This is a genomic window from Sphingobium salicis subsp. salicis, from assembly GCF_049472635.1.
Taxonomy (GTDB): domain Bacteria; phylum Pseudomonadota; class Alphaproteobacteria; order Sphingomonadales; family Sphingomonadaceae; genus Sphingobium; species Sphingobium yanoikuyae_A.
In genome coordinates, this window is the sequence record NZ_JAYRCS010000001.1 from 759,440 (window position 1) to 779,465 (window position 20,026).

The window sequence follows — 20,026 nt, forward strand, 5'->3', positions numbered from 1 at the left end:
GAACCTATTGATCGTCAGCGCGGGGCGTGGCGCCGGTTTCTTCCACGATCTCGATGATGCAGTCGCCGGTCTGGAGCGCTCGCGCGCCTTCCTCCCAGAAGCCGATCGGATGGTCGCCGCGATAGATGCGCACGCCAAGCCCGGTGCCGATCGCCGAAAGCGGCTGGCCGATTTCCTGCGGCAGCACTGGCCGTTCGTGCAGCTTCACCCGGCCGCCCGATGCGGCAAGATCGGCCATATAGTCGGCGATATGCTTGCCGCTGGTGCTGCCGGCCAGCAGCAGCCCGGCAAAGCTGACCGGGTTGATGACCGTGGTGGCGCCGGCCTGGCGCGCGGGCACTTCATTATCCTCGTTGCGCACGACGATGCTGATCGGCAGGCGCGGGGCCAGGTGGCGCGCGGTCAGCGTAATCAGGATCGACGTGTCGTCGCGCCCGGCCGACACGATCATCGTGCGGGCACGGTGGATGGCGACATCCTTCAGCGTCTTGTCGCGCGTGCTGTCACCGCACAGCACGTTGCAGCCCAGCGCCTCGGCATGGTCCAGCGCCTTTTCGCTGCCGTCGATCACCACGATCTCGCGCGGGTCGGTGCCGCGCGCCAGCAGTTCGTTCACCGCCTCCTGGCCGCTGGTGCCGAAACCGGTGACGACGATATGATTGTGCAGATCGGCCTGAATGCGTGCCATGCGCCACCTGTAGAGGATGTTGCGGAAGAAGAGATTATAGGCGGTGCCGAGGAAAATGATCCAGACGAACAGCCGGATCGGCGTGACGAAGATGGATTCGAACAGGCGCGCTTCGGGCGAGACTGGGACGATATCGCCATAGCCGACCGTGGTGACGGTGACCGTGGTGAAATAGAGCACGTCGATGAAGCTGATCTGGTCGTCATAATTGTCCTTGAGACCGTCGCGCCCGAACCAGTGGAGCGCCAGCACGATCGCGATCAGGCCAAAGACCAGCACCACTCGCCAGGCGAGGTCCGCCCAGACCGGCAGCGCCGATCGCCGCCTCAGAAAGCCGGCCATGGGCGATGCCGAAGGCGGCGGCGCGATCTTCATGGGGTGGGCAATTGGGTCATGGGATTGATCGGCACCCGGTCCTTGCGCAGCTCGAAATGCAGCTTCGGCTTGCTGGCATAGCCTGTGTCGCCGCTGAGGCCAATCACCTGGCCCTTCGTCACCTTCTGCCCGCGCACCACGTCGATCCGGTTGGCATGGCCATAGGCGCTGACCCAGCCGCTGCCATGGGTGATGAGTATGAGGCCGCCGAACACCGCGATGCTGTCGCCGGCATAGGCGACGACGCCGTCGGCCGCGGCCCGGATCGGCGTGCCGATCGGCGCGGCAATGTCGATGCCGTTATTCTTGGCGCCGCTTTCGCCGGGGCCGAAGCGCGAGATTATATTGCCCTTGAGCGGCCAGGCGAATTGGCCGGAAAAGCCGCCGGGCTGGGCGATCGGCACATTGGAGGGCAGGGGGCGGGGCTGGGCCTTGGCCACCGTGCGGGGCTTCTCCTCCGCGACGGCAGGCTGGCCGCCGGTCAGCACATCGTCGATATCGATGCGGAAGGCGGCGGCGCGCTGCTCCAGGCTGGATGCGGCCGGCCGCACCGGCTGCGCCGCCACCGGCGCGGCCGGCATCTCGCCATCGGGCAGCAGCAGTCGCTGCCCGCGCCGCAGCACATAGGGTTCGGTCAGGCCATTGATGTCGACAATGTCGCTCCAGCGCACGCCATAGGCCACGGCGATGGCGATGCCGGTCTCCCCCTCTGCCACCGCATGATAGCGCCCGCCGGGGATCGACAGGCTCTGCCCCGGCCGCAGCGCATAGGGCGGCGCCAGCCCATTGGCCCGCGCGATCGCGTCCGATCCCGCGCCGGTGCGGTTGCCGATGCCGCGCAGCGTGTCGCCCGGCTGCACGCTATAGGTGCTGGCGGCCACCGTCCGCGCATTCGCCGTCACCTGCTGCGCCGTCCAGACCGGTTTGCGCTCGATCATCTGCGGTTCGGGCTTGACCGGTTGCGGCGGCATGCTGGGCGATGGCGGAATGGCGGGCGCCGGCTGGGCCGGGGGCAGGGGGGCGGCATAGGGGGCGCTGTCCTGCACCGGGGCAGGGATGCAACCCGCCAGCAGCAGCGGCAGCGGCGCCATGGGCAGCCAGCGCCGCCCCCTTGAATGTCCAGCCATATGGTCTCCCCCCGGAGCGTAAGTCAGTCCGAAAATGCCTGCGCCGTCGCCGCCAGCGCGCCATCCTGCGTCAGATCATAATGGAGTGGCGTCACCGCGATATACTCATCTGCGATGGCCGCCAGATCGGTTCCCTCGGGCGCGGAATCGCTCCGCCCCAGGCCAAACCAGTAATAGCGATAGCCGCGCGGATCGGTGCCCTCGATGATCTTCGTCCGATCGATGTCATGGAAGCCCTGCCGCACCACGCGCACGCCCTTCACCCTGTCCGGGGCGATCGCGGGGAAATTGACGTTGAACAACAGACGCGGGCTGGCCGGCATCGCGATCAGCGGGCGCAGCACCCGCTCGCCCCAGGCTTCGGCGGCGGCAAAGGGCACGGCGTCGCCCATCGCCTCACGGGCATAGACCTGGCTCAGCGCGATCGACTTGATGCCCGATATCGCACCCTCCATCGCGGCGGCGACGGTGCCTGAATAGGTCACGTCCTCGGCCAGGTTGGCGCCGCGATTGACGCCCGACAGGACCAGGTCGGGCTTGGCGTCCTTCATCAGATGGCCGACCGCCATCATCACCGCGTCGGTCGGCGTGCCGGTGACGCTATAATGCTTCTCGCCATGCTTGCGGATGCGCAGCGGCCGGGTCAGCGTCAGGCTGTGGCCCGCGCCGGACTGCTCCTCGCTTGGCGCGACGATCCAGATATCGTCGGACAGGGTGCGGGCGATCGCCTCCAGCACCTTCAGCCCCGGCGCATGGACGCCATCGTCATTGGTGAGGAGGATGCGCATCGCCCGTTTCCTTGCTTGAGGCCTTTTCTTATCGCGGCTCCAGCTTGGTGATGCCGCCCATATAGGGGGCCAGCACCTCGGGAACGATCACGCTGCCGTCGGCCTGCTGGTAATTTTCCAGCACCGCGACCAGCGTGCGACCCACCGCCAGGCCCGATCCATTGAGGGTATGGAGGAAGCGTGTCGCCTTCTCTCCCTCCGGCTTGTAGCGGGCGTTCATCCGCCGCGCCTGGAAATCGCCGCAGTTGGATACGGAGCTGATCTCGCGATAGGTCGCCTGGCTCGGCAGCCAGACTTCCAGGTCATAGGTCTTGCGCGCGCTAAAGCCCATGTCGCCGCTGCACAGCAGCATCTTGCGATAGGGCAGGTTCAGCGCCTGGAGGATGCCTTCGGCCGCCTGCACCATCCGCTCATGCTCGGCGTCCGATTCCTCGGGCGCGCAGATCGCGACCAGTTCGACCTTCTCGAACTGATGCTGGCGGATGAAGCCGCGCGTGTCGCGCCCGGCCGACCCGGCCTCGGACCGGAAACAGGGGGTCAGCGCGGTCAGCCGCACCGGCAGGGCGTCGGTCGGCACGATCTGTTCGGCGACCAGATTGGTCAGCGACACTTCGGCGGTCGGGATCAGCCAGCGGCCATCGGTGGTGCGGAACAGATCCTCGGCGAATTTGGGCAACTGGCCGGTGCCAAACAGCGCCTCGTCGCGCACCAGCAGCGGCGGGTTGGTTTCCTCATAGCCGTTGGTCGCGCTCTGGGTATCCAGCATATATTGCGCCAGCGCCCGGTGCAGCCGCGCCATCTGGCCACGCAATGCGGTGAAGCGCGCGCCCGACAGCGCCGCGCCGCCCTCGAAATCCAGCCCCAGCGCCGGGCCGAAATCGGCATGGTCCTGCGGTGCGAAATCGAATGCGCGGATATTGCCCCAGCGGCTCAACTCGACATTGCCGGCTTCATCCTCGCCTTGCGGCACGTCGTCGGCGGGCAGGTTGGGGATCGCCGCCAGCATGGCGTTGAGCGCCGCACCGACCTCGGCCTCTTCCGCGTCCAGCGCGGGCGTGCCTTCCTTCAGCGCCGCGACCTCGGCCTTCAGCGCCTCGGCCTTTGCCATGTCCTTGGCCGCCATCGCCTGGCCGATCGCCTTGCTCGCTTCGTTGCGGCGGGCCTGCCCCTGCTGCAGCTCCGTCTTGAGCGCGCGGCTCTTTTCGTCCAGCGCCAATATGTCGGCGGACAGCGGGGCCAGGCCACGGCGCGCCAGGGCGGCGTCGAAAGCGGCGGGATTTTCGCGGATGAAGCGGATGTCGTGCATCGCTGCCCTATGCCGTCGTGAACGAGGCCACGCAACCCTGTGCGCCTTCGCCCGTTGGTGATGCATCCACAAAATGAAGGAGAAGGCGATGCAGATCGATCATGATGCGATGGTGCTGGTGGCGGACGGGCGCAAATTGCTCTTCTTCCGCAACAAGGGCGACCGCGCCTTTCCCCAGCTGGAGGCGGAAGAAGTGAAGGTGCAGGATAATCCGGCCGACCGGGACCAGGCATCGGACGCGCCCGGCCGCGCCTTCAATTCGGTTGGCAGCCATCGCAGCAGCATGGAACAGACCGATTTCCATGAACTGGAGGAGGCACGCTTCGCGGCGGAGGCGGCAGACCTGCTCAAGCGCCGCGCCTTTGCCCAGGATTATGAGAAGCTGATCATCGTCGCCCCGCCCACGGCATTGGGCGAGATGCGCAAACATTATCACAAGGAAGTGCAGGACCGGCTGGTCGGCGAGATCGCCAAGGATCTGGCCAATCATCCGGTCGGTGAGATCGAGAAGATCATCGCCCGCAGTTGAGCGGGAGAGCTTATCCGATAAAAGAAAAGGGCGGCCCCAGGGCCGCCCTTTTCTTTTATCAGATATTGCCGGTGCGGATGATCGGGATCGGCTTGGCCGGGCCGTGGCCCTCGATCGACAATTCCGTATTGCGATCGGCCAGGCGCTTGCGCATCAGCAGCGCGGCGGCACCGGCGCCGAACAGCAGCACCATTGGCGGCGCCGGCACATCGGTCGGCGGCGGCGGCGCGGGCGGCGGCGGCGTGCCCGAAGAGGTGCCCGACGACGTCGAGGTCGACGTGGAACTGCTGGTCGAGCTGCTCGACGACGTGCTGCCGAAGCTCGACGATCCGGTCGAGGTCGAACTGGACGTGGAAGTCGATGTCGCGCCCGACGAGGAAGAGGTAGACGTCGATGTGGACGTAGAGGTCGATGTCGATGTGGAGGTCGACGTCGAGGTCGTCGTGGTCGACGTCGTGCCGCTGGAGGTCGACGTCGGCGGGGTCGGCGAATCCGAACCGCTGGTCGTCGATGTCGGCGGCGTGGGCGAGTTGGAACCGCTCGAACCGGTCGAACCGGTGGTGGAGATCACCACCGTGCCGCCACCGCTGCTACCGCCACCAAAGAAGCCGCCGATGAAACCGCTGCTGCCGCCAAAGCCGCTGCTGCCGCCGATCGGTGCTGCGGTCGGGGTCGGCCCGCCAGCCATCAGGGGCAAAGCGGCCTGCACCGGCGGCGGGGGCAGCGGGATGGGCGGCGACGGCGTGGTCACGGTCAAGCGGATCGGGGCGGGCTTCTTGGCCGGCGGGCGCTTGGCCGTGGCCAGGACGCGCTGGCGCGGCTTGGCCTTCACACTCTTGGTGCTGTAGACCGTTGCCGGACGCGCATTTTCCGCCACATGGACGGCGCCCCCGCCAATGATGGCGCCGCCACAAGTGCAGGCGCACAATTTTGCCAAAGCCATCCGAACCGACATAGGATCTTCTCTAGTCCTGTTTACCCATTCGCGCCATCGGACCCTTCCGTAGCGTGAACCCTGCCATTCCCTACTGCATACCAACGCAAAATAAAGCGTTAACTGCAAGGGCATTAACCATCTTTGCGCCGTAAAAGGTCCGAAAAATCGGGCGTTTGAGTCAATTGGAAAGGTTAACGTGTCATTGTGGAACGTTAAGGATGGGCTGCGTGGACATCCCGATGGCCGGATCGGGGAAAACCCGGATGGAGTCGCGCCGTCCGTTCCGGGCGGGTTAGCCGACCTAGGGGATGCGCCGGAGTGCGCATTGTCCGCTTGTATCGCCTCGTCGCGGTGGCTATGAGGCCCGCTCAAACAAAAGTCATGGGCGCCCGGAACTTACAGCGCCGGGGCCTCTCGAGTCGGAGAGCCAGATGGCATCGGTACTGAATTCCGATAAAGACGGTGTGAAGCCGCCAAAATCGACCGTAACACTCCCGGACGATTATCGTCCGTCGGCTGACGAAGAATTCATGAACCCCCTGCAGCAGGAATATTTCCGGCAGCGTCTCTGGGACTGGAAGAAACAGATATTGTCGGAAGCGGAAGGCACGCTCGCCGTGCTGCAGAATGAGCCGCTGCGCGAACCCGACCTCAATGACCGCGCATCGAGTGAGACCGACTGGTCGATCGAACTGCGCACCCGCGACCGCCAGCGCAAGCTGATCTCCAAGATCGACGCGGCGCTCCGCCGTATCGATGAAGGCGAATATGGCTATTGCGAAGTCACCGGCGAGCCGATCTCGCTGGGCCGGCTGGAAGCCCGTCCGATCGCGACCATGACGGTCGAGGCACAGGAGCGGCACGAGCGTCAGGAAAAAGTCTCCCGCGACGATTAACCCCCTGTGGCGGTTAACCCTTTCTCCACGTCGCATGACTATCCTGTTGGCCAAGTGTCATTTTGCGGGAATAGTCATGGACAAGGAAACGGGAAATTCTGATCGGGGACCGGCTCGTTCCGCGCCGCGCGACAGCCTGTTCCTGCTCACCAGCCTCAGCACGCTGGATGGCGTCGATCTGGGAAAGGCGCGCGTGCGCAATCTGTCGGCCACCGGCCTGATGGCGGATTGCGAACGCGCCATCCCGGCCGGCACGCGGCTTCGTCTCGAACTGCGCGGCGTTGGTCTGGTCGAGGGTTCGGTCGCCTGGTCGCGTGATGACAAGATCGGCTTTGCCTTCGACGCGCCGATCGACCCGCAACTGGCGCGCAAGCCGGTCGCCAACGGCGTGTCGCGGCAGGCCCTGCCGGACTATCTGCGTTCCGCGACGATCACGCGCCGCTGATACCGATGATATAAATGGGCTGGCAAAAGGCCCCGCCGGTTCGCCGCGCGGGGCTTTTCATATGCGGCCTGTTCCACGCCGCCGCGACGCCTCCACTTGGGGCGAGCGCTAGGCGAAGGCTGCCACGCTGAACGCCTGTCATCGCCAGGTCATCTTCCCCGGCTAGGCGTCATCCGTTGCACTATGTCGAAAATCTGGCCGGCGTTCCGGCTGGACCGATGCTGTGCGTCCCGCTGGCAGGAAAATGGCCGGTCCGGTGATCCGGCCCCGGCCTTTTCCGTGCGGAACGGGCTTAATGTCGGCCCTGCATCTCTTCCTTGACCCGCAATTTCTGCTTCTTCAGCGAGGCGACGAGAATGTCGTCGGGCATCGGCCGACTCGACTCGGCCTTGATCCGGGCTTCGAGCCCGGCATGCTTTGCGGAAAGAGCTGAAACGTGGGAATTTTCCATGACATTCTCCTTACGAGGGTGATGGATGACGAAGTAGATCATGATTCGGCGGACCTGTCTCGCGATGATTCGCGCTTTGCGATGGGCCGTCGGTAAAATTGCGATGGCCCGCGCGTCCGCGCCGGGCTATCAGGAGAGGCTATGTTGGGTTCAGAAGGCGGGGGCTTGGTGAGCCGCGAAGACATTATGCGCCGGTTGGAGCTGCTGCGGGTCGAGCATCGCGATCTCGACGCTGCGATCGCGGCGCTGGTCGACGGCGGGGTGGGCGACCAGATGCAGGTCGCGCGCCTCAAGAAACGCAAGCTGCGGCTGCGTGATGAGATCGTTGCGCTCGAAGATGCGCTGGTCCCGGACATCATCGCCTGATGCGTCCGCCGCGTCGCAAAATTGCGGGACTGCGGCGTAAAGCGATCCCAAATGGGACAGGCGGGCTTCCGGCGCCATCCACGGCCCTGACAATCGCACCGCGATATGTCAGCTAGGCCTATGCGCAACGCAGCCGCCCTTGATCCCGGCCTTCATCGCCGCCTCGTCGATGGCCTCTATATGGAGGCGATGGTGATGGCGGATGAGGCGCGCTCCTATTTCGACGCGGAAGAGGCCGGGCAGTTTGCCGCCGACGATCCGCTGCGCCGCGTCTCCTTCGCCTGTGAATCGCTGAAGGTCACGACCCGGCTGATGCACATCATCGCCTGGTTGCTCAGCCAGCGCGCCTGGCAGCGCGGCGAGATTGGCGATGCGGACGTGGCCGATGAGAAATATCGGCTCGGCCGCGCCACCGCCACCGATCCGGGCATTGCCGGTGACTTCCCCTTCGCCGCCCGTTCGCTGATCGAGGCGAGCCAGGAGCTTTATGGCCGGGTCGCGCGGCTGGAGGAACGGATGCTGTCGCCGGACGCGCCGCTGGCCGACAGTCCGGCCCGTGCACTCATGGATCGGCTCAACACCGCCTTCTGACCATTGGGCCATCGCCATCTCTTGGCTGGCATAATCGCCCCGACTTGGTCTAGACCGGTCGCATGACCCATGGCTTGCGGACAGGGCGCCGCTTTCCCGTTGATCCGCGCGCCGCAGGGCTATGTCTCTTGTCCCTGGCGCTTTGCACCGCCGGCACTGCGTTCGCGCAGGCGGCCCAGCCTGCGCCTGATCCCGCTGCCGATCCCGCCAGCCCGCCGGTCGATCCCTCCGCATCGCTCGATGCCATGCCCGACATCGGCATCGACTGGCCCGACATGGGCCAGCCCGATACGGTCGCCCCGCTGCCGGAGGATCCGGTTGCAGCCAGCGAACCCGATACCCCCGATCAGCCGGCACAGCAGGCCGCCGACGCCGCCGATACAGGCCCGGCCGAGGAGGTCGTCACCTTCACCGACGCCGGGGAGGAGCGCAAATATGGCGTCACCCTGCGCGGTATCGACGCGATCGGCGACAATCAGATCGCGACCCGTTTCGACAGTCTCTCGGTGCTGCACCAGTCGGAGGGGAAGGCCGCCAACCTTGCCCAGATCAACCGCCGGGTGAAGGAGGACAGCGACCTGCTCGACCGGTTGCTGCGCGCCGACGGCTATTATGCCGCGCGGGTGCGCGGCAGCGTCGCGCCGCCGCCCGCCGGCAGCGACAAGCTGTCCGTCATCTTCGATGTCACGCCGGGCCCGCTCTATCTCCTCGACACGGTGGAGATTGCCGGCCTCGCCGAAACCGGCCCGCGGGAGGAGACGCTGCGCGGCGCCTTCACGATGAAGTCGGGCGATCCGATCAACGCCGACCGCATCCTGGCGGGCCAGACCGCGCTGGCGACGGCGCTGGGCGAAAATGGCTATCCCTTTGCCAGGGTGGACGAACCCGAAGTGCGGATCGACCATGAAGCGCGCAACGGCGATCTCGACATCATCGTCACGCCCGGCGGCTATCGCAGCTTCGGCCAGATATTGCTCGACAATGATGATGTGTTCAGCGCCCGCCATCTCCAGCGCATGGCCCGCTTCGAACCCGGCGAAACCTACCGCGCCACCGATGTGGAGGATCTGCGCCGCGCCATCGTCACCACCGGCCTCGTCTCCTCCGTCACCCTGACGCCGAAGGATGCGGGCGATGGCGAACATGTCGACCTGGATGTCGATCTGCGCCCGGCGCCGATGCGCACCATTGCGGGCGAACTGGGCTATGGCACGGGCGAAGGCTATCGCGCGGAGGTCAGCTGGCAGCATCGCAACCTCTTCCCGCCCGAAGGATCGCTCACCCTGCGCGGCGTTCTCGGCACCCAGGAACAGACGGCGCAGGCGACCTATCGCCGCAACAATTTCCGCGAGCGCGACCATGTGCTGACCGGGCTTGTTTCCTACAGCAATATCCGCCGCGACGCCTATGACGCGCGCACCATCACCCTGTCAGGCGGGCTGGAGCGGCAGACCAACATCCTGTTCCAGAAACATTGGGTCTGGCGCGTCGGTGCCGAACTCATCGCCTCGGACGAAGCCGACGCCTTTTCCGGCGGCAGCCGCCGTACCTTCTTCATCGGCGCGGTGCCGCTCAGCCTCACCTATGATGGCAGCGACGACCTGCTCAACCCCAGCAAGGGCTTCCGCCTCGGCGGCCGCCTCAGCCCCGAACTCTCCTTCCAGGGTTCGACCTTCGGCTATGCCAAGGCGCAGGTCGACGCCAGCGCCTATCAGCCGATCAATGATCGTGTCGTGCTCGCCGGGCGCACCCGGCTCGGCACCATCCTCGGCTCCACGGTCGATCGTATCGCGCCCTCGCGGCGCTTCTATGCCGGCGGCGGCGCGTCGGTACGCGGCTATGGCTATCAGGCGATCGGCCCGCGCTACGGCCCGGACGATGATCCGGTCGGCGGCAAGAGCCTGATCGAATTTTCCGCCGAAGCACGCATCCGCTTCGGCAATTTCGGCGTCGTGCCCTTCCTCGACGCGGGCAATATCTCCACCACCTTCCTGCCGCGCTTCCGCGACCTGCGCGTCGGCACGGGGCTTGGCGTGCGCTATTATAGCAGCTTCGGCCCGATCCGCGTCGATGTCGGCACGCCGATCAATCCGCAGCCGGGCGATGCCAAGGTCGCCGTCTATGTCTCGCTGGGGCAGGCCTTCTGATGGCCACGCCGCCGCCCGACAGCCAGCCGCCCGTGCCGCCGCCACCCGCCGCGCCGCCGCGCCGCCGCGCCTGGGACGGGCGCTGGCAGCGCTGGTTGGCTGGCGCACTGGCGCTCGCGCTGCTGGTCGTGGTGGCCACGCTGGCCTGGCTCGACAGCACGCCCGGACACCGCTTCCTCGTCTCGCGTATCGCCGCCGTCAGCCCGCCCTCGGGCCTGCGCATCCATGTCGACCGGATCGAGGGCAGCATCTATCGCAAGGCGGTGCTGCGCGGCCTCGTCCTGTCCGATCCCAAGGGCCGCTTCTTCGACGCGCCGCGGGTGGAGCTGGACTGGTGGCCCTTCGCCTGGCTTTCCAACCGGCTCGACATCGACCGGCTGGTGATCCCGCAGGCGACCCTGCACAAACTGCCCAAGCTCAATCCCAGCGAGCGGCAGGGGCCTATCCTGCCGGGCTTCGACATCCGCCTGATGCAGTTCTCGGTCGATCGGCTGACGGTCGCGCCCGCCGTCACCGGCAAGGTCGAACTGGCGACCCTGTCGGGCGATGCGGACATTCGCGGCGGCCGCGCGATCATCGACCTGTCGGCCCGCGTGATCGGTGCGGAGGATGCGCTGAACCTCACGCTCGACAGCCGGCCCGACGATGACAGGTTCAACCTAGCGGTCACCGTCAACGCGCCCAGGGGCGGCGTGCTGGCGGCGATGGCCGGCCTCAATCAGGACGGGAATCTGCGCATCAGCGGCAAGGGGCGCTGGACCAGATGGGATGGCCGCCTCGCCGCCACCCTGGCCGGCAACCCCGTCGCCGACCTGAAACTCGGCGCGCGCAGCGGCGCCTACACCATCCAGGGCACGATCGAGGGCAGTGCCATTCCCGGCAAGGGCCTGCTGCCGCGCCTCGCTTCGCCGCGCCTGACCATCGGTGCGCAGGGCACGCTCGCCGACCGGGTGGTCGATGGCAGGCTCACGCTGCGCTCGGCGGCGATCGACCTGATCGCCGACGGCGCCATCGACCTGCGCAACAACGCCTTCGACAATCTGCGCCTCGACATGAACCTCGCCCGGCCTGAAGCGCTGCTCAAGGATATGCGCGGCCGCGACGTGGTGGCGAAGGTCCGGCTCGACGGTCCGTTCGCTGGCTTTGGCTATGAATATCTGCTCACCGCGCGCCAGCTTGCCTTCGGCAAGACCCAGATCAACGATGTCCGCATCGACGGCAAGGGCCGTCAGGCAAAAAGCGGGCCGGTGCTGCTGCCGGTCCGGCTGCGCGCCCGCAGCCTCGACGGGCAGGGCGATCTGGTCGCCGGCATCGTCCGCAATTTCGCGCTCGACGGCGTGCTGCAACTCAAGGGGCAGCAGATCGTCAGCAACCCCATGCCCTTCCGGTCGGACCGCCTGAACGGCAAGCTGCTGGTCATGGCCGACCTCAAGAGCGGCCGTTATGATGTCGGCATCGACGGCCGGATCAGCGGTCTCTTCATCCGCGGCCTCGGCATCGTCGATCTGGACTCGAAACTGCGTGCGGCCCCCGGCGCCAATGGCGCCTTCGGCCTGTCGGGCAATGCCGTGGCCAAGGTCCGCCGGCTCGACAATGCCTTTCTCAGGGGGCTGGGCGGCGGCCTGCCCACGGTCCGCAGCGCGCTCGCCCTATTGCCCGGCGGCGAGATCGGCTTCTCCAACATGAAGCTCGACGCGCCGCTCATCAGCCTCAATGCCAAGGGCGTGCGCCACCGCGACGGCACCGTCCATCTCGAAGGCAATGGCAGCCACAAGCAATATGGCCCGGTCAATGTCGTGCTCGATGGCAAGATCGACCGGCCGATCGTTCATGTCCAGCTTGCGCGGCCGATGGATGCGCTCGGCCTGCGCGACGTGCGCGGCGAATTTCTGCCCGGCGCCGACGGCAATTACAGCTTCACCGCCAATGGCGGTTCGACGCTCGGCCCGTTCACCGGCGAAGGCCGCATCTTGCTGCCGCCCGGCGGTCAGGCGGTGGTCCGCGTCGCGCGCATCGCCGTCTCGGGCGTCACCGCCAGCGGCGACATCCGCCCCGTCACCGGCGGCCTCGACGGCCAGTTGCTGGTCGCCGGCCCGGTCAGCGGCACGATCGGCTTCCAGCCGGTCGGCGGTATCCAGCAGTTGAAGCTCGATCTCGACGCCAATGATGCCAGCTTCGACGGCCCTTCGACCATCGCCGTGCGGCGCGGCTCGCTCGACGCCACCATCCTGCTCGATCCTGATGGCACCTCGATCAACGCCACCGCCCAGGCACGCGGCCTTCACGTCGGCGGCATGCTGCTCGGTCGGCTCGACGCCACCGCCGCGCTGGTCGACGGGCGCGGCAAGGTCTCGGGCAATCTCTCGGGCCAGCGCGGCCGCCTGTTCGACCTCAAGGGCGAGGCCCAGGTCGATCTCGACCGGGTCCGCCTGTCGGCCAGCGGCACGATCGACAAGCGGCCGATCCGCCTGACCCGCGCGGCGCTCTTCACCCGTGCCGAGGATGGCTGGCGCCTGTCGCCCGCGACCATCAGCTATGCCGGCGGCACGCTGCAACTGGCGGGCGAACTGGGCGGCGAAACCACCCGGATCGAGGCGCGCGCGCAGAAGATGCCGCTCGCCCTGCTCGACATCGCCTATGACAATCTGGGGCTGGGCGGCATGGCCACCGGCACGCTGAGCTACAGCCGCCCGCGCGGTGGTCTGCCGACCGGCAAGGCGGAATTGCGCATCCGTGGCCTGTCCCGCTCGGGCCTGTCCTTGAGTTCCCGCCCGGTCGATGTCGGCGTCAACGCCGTCCTTACCCTCGACCGGCTCGCCACCCGCATGGTCTTCGTCGCCGACGGCCAGACCATCGGCCGTGGCCAGGCGCTGCTCACCCCGCTCATCTCGACCGGCAGCCTGGTCGAACGGCTCAACGGTGCGCCGCTGATCGCGCAGCTGCGCTTCAACGGCACCGCCGACACGCTCTGGCGCCTCACTGGCGTCGAGATTGTCGACATTGCCGGCCCGGTCAGCGTCACCGCCGACGCGCATGGCACGCTTGCCGATCCGGTCATCACCGGCTCGCTCGCGACCGACAATGCCGCACTCAACAGCCCGGTCACCGGCATGCGCCTGCGCAACGTCAAGGCGCGCGCCCGGTTCGCCGGGGCGCAACTGGTCTTCTCCAGCTTCACCGCCAATGCCCAGAATGGCGGCAGCGTGACCGGCACCGGCAATTTCACCTTCAACGGCATTGGCGGCGTCGGCATGGACCTCGCCTTCCAGGCGGACAATGCCGCGCTGCTGGAGCGCGACGATATCGCCGCCACCGTCACCGGCCCGCTCACCATCCGCTCCGACGGCAAGGGCGGGGAGATTGGCGGCGACGTCACCCTCAACAGGAGCCGCTTCACCATGGGTCGCGCCGCCGCCGTCGCCCAGATCCCCGAACTCAAGGTGATCGAGATCAACCGGCGCGGCGAGGAGATCGAACGGCCACGCACCACCGTCCCCTGGACCATGGCGGTCAAGGCGCGGGCGCGCAATCGCCTGACCGTGACCGGCCTGGGCCTCGACAGCGAATGGCGCGCTGATCTCAATATCGGCGGCACCGTCACCAATCCGGCGATCGCCGGCCGGGCCGAACTGGTGCGTGGCAATTATGAATTTGCCGGCCGCCGCTTCGAACTGCGCGAAGGCCGGATCCAGTTCGACGGCAAGACCCCGGTCAACCCGACGCTCGACATCGATGCGGAGGCGGACGTCAGTGATCTCACCGCCACCATCCATGTCGGCGGCACCGGCCTCAAGCCCGACATCAGCTTCAACTCCGTGCCCTCGCTGCCGCAGGACGAACTGCTCTCGCGCATCCTGTTCGGCACCTCGATCACCAACCTGTCCGCGCCCGAAGCGCTCCAGCTCGCCTCGGCGGTCGGCTCGCTTCAGGGCGAGGGCGGGCTTGATCCGATCAATGCGGTGCGCAAGGCGGCTGGCCTGGATCGTCTGCGCATCATCGCGGCCGATCCGACCCAGGGGCAGGGCACTTCGCTCGCCGCCGGCAAATATCTGACCCGCAAGACCTATGTCGAACTGATCAGCGACGGGCAGGGCTATAGCGCCACCCGGATGGAATATCAGGTGACACGCTGGCTGTCCCTGCTAGGCGCCATTTCCACCCTCGGCCGCCAGAGCGCCAACCTGCGTATTTCCAAGGATTATTGACGTGACCAAATCGCGCATCGACAGCGCCGCCGCGATCAGCGTGATGGACCTGTTCACCATCGGCATCGGCCCGTCCAGCTCGCACACGGTCGGGCCGATGCGCGCCGCGCTGATGTTCATGGATACGCTGCCCACCTGTCCGGTGCGGGTGCAGTGCGAACTTTACGGGTCGCTGGCGCTGACCGGCCGGGGCCATGCCACCGACAGCGCGATCCTGCTCGGCCTGTCGGGTCACAGCCCTGAAAATGTCGATCCCGATGCCATCCCCGCCATCCTTCAGGCGATCCGCGACGATGGCCGCATTCGCGCCGGCAGCGCCCATCTCGACTGGGTGCCGTTCGAGGAAGCGCGCGACCTCGTCTTCCGCATGGGCGAATTTCTGGAGGCGCACAGCAACGGCATGCGCTTCACCGCCTGGCTGCCGGGCCGGGACGAACCGCTGGTGCGCGACTATTATTCGATCGGCGGCGGCGCGGTGCTGCCTGGCGCCATTCCCGCCGACCCGGATATTCCGCTCGGCCATAATGTGGTTCAGCCCTTTCCCTTCTCGTCCGGCGCCGAACTGCTGGCGCAGGGGGAGGCGACCGGCCTTAGCATCGCCACGCTGGTTCTCCGCAACGAGGGCGCCTGGCGCGCCCAGGGAGAGACCGAGGCCTTCCTCGACAGCGTGATCGACGCCATGTCCGCCTCGATCGATCGCGGCCTGAAAGAAGAAGGCCTGCTGCCCGGCGGGCTCAAGGTGCGCCGCCGGGCCAAGGCGATCCATAACAAGCTGCGGTTGCAGGGCGCCAGCGTCGGCCCCGCCCAGATCTTCGAATGGGTCAGCCTGTTCGCACTCGCCGTGAATGAGGAAAATGCCGCCGGCGGCCGGGTCGTCACCGCACCCACCAACGGCGCGGCCGGCGTGATCCCGGCGGTGCTCCATTATTATCGCCGCTTCGTGCCCGGTGCCGATCGGGAAGGGGAACGCCGCTTCCTCCTCACCACCGCCGCCATGGGCTTCCTCTACAAGAAGCGCGCCTCCATCTCGGCCGCCGAAATGGGCTGCCAGGGCGAAGTCGGCGTCGCCTGCTCGATGGCGGCGGCTGGCCTCGCCGCCGTGCTGGGCGGCACCAACAGCCAGGTCGAAAATGCCGCCGAGATCGGCATGGAACATAATCTGGGCCTCACCTGCGATCCGATCGGCGGCCTCGTCCAGATCCCCTGCATCGAACGCAACACCATGGGCGCGGTGAAGGCGATCAACGCCGCCTATCTCGCCCTCCAGGGCGATGGCCGTCACATCGTCAGCCTCGACGCGGTGATCGAGACGATGCGCCAGACCGGTGAGGACATGGCCAGCCGTTACAAGGAGACATCGCTTGGCGGCCTGGCCGTCAATGTCGTGGAATGCTGAAGGAAGGCGGCCTCATTTCGTCGCTCCCGGCCCACGGGAACGCGCCGAACTGAGCGGGTTTCGTGGCATTAATGCCACATTATCAGCTGTTTATCTGAGGTTCATGAAACAAATATGACCGCTCCGGCTTGAGCGTCTCACCCCCAAGGGGAAGAGAAAGACAACGGAGTGATGTTTATGCGTAAGTTGATGGTCGCCACTTTGCTGGCCGGTGGTGCAGTCGCCGCGCCGGCGCTCGCACAGGATGCCACCCCGACCTTCACCGGCCCGCGCGTCGAAGCGATCCTGGGCTATGATCATACCGGGGCCGGCAGCTCGATCGACAATGACAATGGCAGCGACGATCAGAAGATCGACGGCCTGCTCTATGGTGTCGGCGCGGGCTATGACGTGAATGTCGGCGGCGCCGTCGTCGGCGTCGAGGGCGAGTTCACCGACTCCACCGCCAAGAGCAGCCGCAACGACTTCACCGACCAGTTCGGCTATGGCCGCGTCAAGCAGGGCCGCGATCTCTATATCGGTGCCCGCGCCGGTATCCTCGCCGATCCCTCGACCCTCATCTATGTGAAGGGCGGCTACACCAACACCAAGCTGGGCGTGCTCGCCGGTGACACCAACCAGGTCACCGACACCTCGTTCAAGCTGGACGGCTGGCGCGTCGGCGGCGGCGTGGAGCGCGCGCTCAACGCCAACACCTTCGCCAAGATCGAATATCGCTACTCCAAATATGACAGCGCCCATATCGACTTCATGGACGGCTCGACCAGCAGCGAATTCGACGTCGACACCGACCGCCATCAGGTCGTCGCCTCGGTCGGCTGGCGCTTCTAAAACGATACGGAAAAGGGGCCGGTCACCGATCGGCCCCTTTTTTGCAGCATCCGCCCATAGCCTCTATCAGCCGCCCTGCGGGGATGTTACTTACATGGTTGTGAGTAACGCGATTCCCCACCTGTACCCGGTTGGCATCCAGCCCGACGACATCGACTTCATGGGTCATGTCAACAATGCCAGCTATCTGAAGTGGGTGCAGGATGCCGTGCTCGACCATTGGCGCGCGCTCGCCCCGGCCGAGGCGGTGGCCCAGCATCTCTGGGTCGCGCTCAAGCATGAGATCACCTATCGCAAGCCCACCTTCCTGGATGATGAGGTGATCGCCACCGTCCTCCTCGAAAAGGTGCAGGGCGCCCGAGCCTTCTACGAAACGGTGATCCGCCGTGGCGAGGAAGTGCTGGCCGAGGTCAAGTCGAGCTGGTGCTGCGTCGATGCCTCCACCCTGCGCCCGGCCCGCATTGCCCGCGAAGTGATGCAGCATTTCTTCGCGCCCGACGACAGCGGCACCACCGCCGACTGATCCCATCCCATGAATGGCAGGGTTGCAGCGCGGGAACGCGCTTGACCCATGCGCGGATGTTTGCATTAGTCCGACAAATAAAGGGCCGGTGACGGGGCGGCGAAGAGCGCCGTCCGCTGCGGCCCTGTCGGCGAAGCGCGTCTGTCGATCATCATGCGCTCGCCCGATGGATGAGGGAGAGGGCGTTGATGCGGTGGCAGTCGGGAATGACATATCTGGGGTTTGGCCTGCTGCTGGGCAGCGCCACCATGGCGATCGCGGCCCCCGCCACGCCGCCGCGCCAGCTCGACATCGTCAAAAGCATCGCCAAGGGCAAGCCGGAAGCGAAGGACGAAGCCAGCGTCCGGACCTCCTATCTCCTCGTCTATTTCAAGGACGAGACCCACTCGCTGCATTTCGCGACCTCGGCAGACGGCTACAGTTTCACCGACGTTAATGACGGTGCGCCGGTCCTCAATGGCCGCGACGTCGCCGAACAGAAGGGTATCCGCGATCCCTATATCATGCGCGGCCCCGACAATGCCTTCTATCTCGCCATGACCGACCTGCATATTTTCGCCAGGCGCGAAGGGTTGCGCGATACCGACTGGCAGCGGCCGACCGACAGCTATGGCTGGGGCAATAACCGCTCGATGCTCTTCATGAAATCCTATGATCTCACCCACTGGACGCTCGCGTCCGTGACCATCGATCAGTTGTTCAAGTCGACCGCCAATGCCGGCACCGCCTGGGCGCCGGAAATGATCTACGATCCCGACAAGCGCAAGATCATGGTCTATTTCAGCACCCGCAACGGCAAGGAGACCGACCATATGGTCTATGCCTATGCGGACGACGCCTTCACCACGCTGACCAGCGAACCGCGCGACCTGTTCACCTATCCCAAGCCCGGCATCGGCACGATCGACGGCGACATCACCAAGGTCGGCGACCGCTACCGCCTCTTTTATGTCGCGCATGACAAGCCCGGCCATCTGCGCCAGGCGACCTCATCGCGCATGGATGGCGGCTATGTCTTCGATCCCGCCAAGATCGACCCGGAAACGGTCGGCACCGAAGCGCCCAATCTGTGGCGGCGCCACGGCACCGACACCTATGTGCTGATGTATGATGTGTTCGGTGCCAAGCCGGTCAACAATATGGGCTTTTCGGAGACGGAGGATTTCGTCCATTTCCGCGACATCGGCCATTTCAACGCGCCGGGATCGCCGATGAAGGCCACCAACTTCACCCAGCCCAAGCATGGCGCCGTCATCCCGATCACCCCGGCGGAAGCGGAGCGGCTGAAGACGTTTTTCCAGAAATAAGGGGCAGGGGAGGATCGCACCGGACCGGCGCAGCGCCGCCGGTGCGATCCGCCATCCCTACAGCGTCGCTTCGATCGCGCGCGCCGCCTGGTCGGGATCTTCGGCCTGGCTGATCGGGCGACCGATCACCAACATCGACGCCCCCCGGTCCAGCGCCTCGCGCGGGGTCACGGCGCGCTTCTGGTCGCCCATGGCGCCGCCCGCCGGGCGCACACCGGGCACGACGAAATAGCCGTCGGGCCAGATTTTCTTGACCAGCGCGACCTCCTCGCCGGAACAGACGATGCCGTCCAGGCCCGCGTCCCGCGCCAGTTCGGCGAGCCGCGTCACTTGCTCCTCCGCCGCGCCATTGACGCCGATGTCATTGAGGTCGCCATTGTCGAGGCTGGTGAGCACCGTCACCGCCACCACCTTGGTCTTGGTGCCGGCCGCCGCCTTGGCGTCCTCCAGCATCGCCCGGCCGCCGGCGGCATGGACCGTCAGCACCGCCGGCTCCAGCCCGTGCAGCGCCTGCACCGCCTTGGCCACCGTATTGGGAATGTCGTGCAGCTTGAGGTCGAGGAAGATCGGCAGGCCGAACTTCATCATCTCATGCACGCCATGATGGCCATTGGCGCAGAAGAACTCCAGCCCCAGCTTCAGCCCGCCGACATGGTTGCGGACCTGCCCGGCCAGATGCTGGGCCTTGGCAAGGTCGGGCGTGTCGATGGCGACATAGATCGGGCTGCTCATGCTTGTCCTGTAGGGGTAAGGGGCGACGGCGTGGCGTCGGGCAAGATCGGGGTTGTCACCGTCGCAGGCGTCACGGGTGTAGCCGGCGCGGCGGAAGCGGTCGCGGCGACCAGCGCACGCTCGGTGCTCTCCAGCCGGCGCTTCATGCGCCAGCGCGTTGCGCGGGCCATGATCCAGAAGGGCATGGCGCCCAGCAGGAATGCGCCGATCAGAAGCACCGGCAATTTGGTTTCCATCACCATGTCGCCCCACAGGCGCACGGTCACGGGGACATAGTTCGCCATGCAGAAGAAGGCGAGGGCGACGGCGATGACGACCCAGAAGGCAGTCCGCAGAAATTGCATCGGCGATCCTCTCGCTGCTGATAGGGCGGTCAGCCTAGGCGA

General features: G+C 66.3%; 19 protein-coding genes. 12 read left to right on the forward strand and 7 right to left on the reverse strand.

Annotated elements, in window-relative coordinates:
* Positions 1-4: 4 nt before the first annotated feature.
* The 4 genes from VHN57_RS03800 to serS are packed head-to-tail and all read right to left on the reverse strand — an operon-like array spanning position 5 to position 4,284.
* A complete protein-coding gene (locus VHN57_RS03800; protein ID WP_017501577.1) occupies positions 5-1,063 on the reverse strand; it encodes a potassium channel family protein in 1,059 nt (352 codons plus the stop codon).
* Positions 1,060-2,190 (reverse strand): peptidoglycan DD-metalloendopeptidase family protein, encoded by a 1,131-nt coding sequence (locus tag VHN57_RS03805; protein ID WP_423282825.1) that lies wholly within the window; start codon positions 2,188-2,190, stop codon positions 1,060-1,062. The genes VHN57_RS03800 and VHN57_RS03805 overlap by 4 nt, the downstream gene beginning before the upstream one ends.
* Before the next feature lie 23 nt (positions 2,191-2,213).
* On the reverse strand, positions 2,214-2,978 hold the full coding sequence (gene surE, locus VHN57_RS03810; protein WP_278986847.1) for a 5'/3'-nucleotidase SurE: 765 nt from the start codon (positions 2,976-2,978) through the stop codon (positions 2,214-2,216).
* 28 nt (positions 2,979-3,006) lie between these two features.
* Positions 3,007-4,284 carry a serine--tRNA ligase gene (serS, locus tag VHN57_RS03815; protein ID WP_423282827.1) on the reverse strand — a complete coding sequence of 426 codons (1,278 nt, stop codon included), beginning with the start codon at positions 4,282-4,284 and terminating at the stop codon, positions 3,007-3,009.
* An 88-nt stretch (positions 4,285-4,372) separates the two neighbouring features.
* On the opposite strand from serS, the gene VHN57_RS03820 reads away from it, so the two are divergent.
* The 4 genes from VHN57_RS03820 (at position 4,373) to VHN57_RS03835 (ending at position 7,091) form a co-directional block, all read left to right on the forward strand.
* Positions 4,373-4,813: a host attachment family protein gene (locus tag VHN57_RS03820; protein WP_029547763.1), complete on the forward strand. Its 441-nt coding sequence runs from the start codon at positions 4,373-4,375 to the stop codon at positions 4,811-4,813.
* On the forward strand, positions 4,810-5,661 hold the full coding sequence (locus VHN57_RS03825; protein ID WP_423282829.1) for a hypothetical protein: 852 nt from the start codon (positions 4,810-4,812) through the stop codon (positions 5,659-5,661). Before VHN57_RS03820 ends, VHN57_RS03825 begins: the two co-directional genes overlap by 4 nt.
* Positions 5,662-6,181: 520 nt before the next feature.
* Positions 6,182-6,646: an RNA polymerase-binding protein DksA gene (dksA, locus tag VHN57_RS03830; protein ID WP_004211401.1), complete on the forward strand. Its 465-nt coding sequence runs from the start codon at positions 6,182-6,184 to the stop codon at positions 6,644-6,646.
* A 76-nt stretch (positions 6,647-6,722) separates the two neighbouring features.
* Positions 6,723-7,091, forward strand: coding sequence for a PilZ domain-containing protein (locus VHN57_RS03835; RefSeq protein ID WP_037521331.1), 369 nt, complete (start codon positions 6,723-6,725; stop codon positions 7,089-7,091).
* Positions 7,092-7,383: 292 nt separating this feature from the next.
* On the opposite strand, the gene VHN57_RS03840 is transcribed toward VHN57_RS03835, so the two are convergent.
* Positions 7,384-7,542: a YdcH family protein gene (locus VHN57_RS03840; protein WP_010337949.1), complete on the reverse strand. Its 159-nt coding sequence runs from the start codon at positions 7,540-7,542 to the stop codon at positions 7,384-7,386.
* 186 nt (positions 7,543-7,728) lie between these two features.
* Here VHN57_RS03840 and VHN57_RS03845 point away from each other — a divergent pair, with 186 nt between their 5' ends.
* The 8 genes from VHN57_RS03845 to VHN57_RS03880 all read left to right on the forward strand — a co-directional run bounded on the left by VHN57_RS03845 (position 7,729) and on the right by VHN57_RS03880 (position 18,908).
* A complete protein-coding gene (locus tag VHN57_RS03845; RefSeq protein ID WP_037492086.1) occupies positions 7,729-7,908 on the forward strand; it encodes a YdcH family protein in 180 nt (59 codons plus the stop codon).
* Between the two features lie 120 nt (positions 7,909-8,028).
* Positions 8,029-8,499, forward strand: a complete 471-nt coding sequence (locus VHN57_RS03850) for a DUF1465 family protein (RefSeq protein WP_159365644.1) — start codon at positions 8,029-8,031, stop codon at positions 8,497-8,499.
* 128 nt (positions 8,500-8,627) lie between these two features.
* Positions 8,628-10,646, forward strand: coding sequence for an autotransporter assembly complex protein TamA (locus VHN57_RS03855; RefSeq protein WP_423282832.1), 2,019 nt, complete (start codon positions 8,628-8,630; stop codon positions 10,644-10,646).
* Positions 10,646-14,851, forward strand: coding sequence for a translocation/assembly module TamB domain-containing protein (locus tag VHN57_RS03860; RefSeq protein WP_423282834.1), 4,206 nt, complete (start codon positions 10,646-10,648; stop codon positions 14,849-14,851). Before VHN57_RS03855 ends, VHN57_RS03860 begins: the two co-directional genes overlap by 1 nt.
* 1 nt (position 14,852) lies before the next feature.
* On the forward strand, positions 14,853-16,247 hold the full coding sequence (locus VHN57_RS03865; protein ID WP_278986226.1) for an L-serine ammonia-lyase: 1,395 nt from the start codon (positions 14,853-14,855) through the stop codon (positions 16,245-16,247).
* 177 nt (positions 16,248-16,424) lie between these two features.
* Entirely contained in the window at positions 16,425-17,078 is a 654-nt protein-coding gene (locus VHN57_RS03870) for an outer membrane protein (protein ID WP_004211411.1), read from the forward strand.
* 94 nt (positions 17,079-17,172) lie between these two features.
* Entirely contained in the window at positions 17,173-17,601 is a 429-nt protein-coding gene (locus VHN57_RS03875) for an acyl-CoA thioesterase (RefSeq protein ID WP_004211412.1), read from the forward strand.
* Between the two features lie 206 nt (positions 17,602-17,807).
* The gene (locus tag VHN57_RS03880) at positions 17,808-18,908 is read left to right on the forward strand and encodes a glycoside hydrolase family 43 protein (RefSeq protein WP_278986224.1); all 1,101 of its coding nucleotides are present in this window, start codon (positions 17,808-17,810) and stop codon (positions 18,906-18,908) included.
* Positions 18,909-18,965: 57 nt separating this feature from the next.
* Here VHN57_RS03880 and pyrF read toward each other — a convergent pair whose 3' ends face one another.
* Together pyrF and VHN57_RS03890 are read right to left on the reverse strand one after the other, a co-directional pair.
* The gene (pyrF, locus tag VHN57_RS03885) at positions 18,966-19,640 is read right to left on the reverse strand and encodes an orotidine-5'-phosphate decarboxylase (RefSeq protein ID WP_010337957.1); all 675 of its coding nucleotides are present in this window, start codon (positions 19,638-19,640) and stop codon (positions 18,966-18,968) included.
* Entirely contained in the window at positions 19,637-19,984 is a 348-nt protein-coding gene (locus VHN57_RS03890) for a lipopolysaccharide assembly protein LapA domain-containing protein (protein ID WP_004211415.1), read from the reverse strand. The genes pyrF and VHN57_RS03890 overlap by 4 nt, the downstream gene beginning before the upstream one ends.
* Between the last annotated feature and the right edge of the window lie 42 nt (positions 19,985-20,026).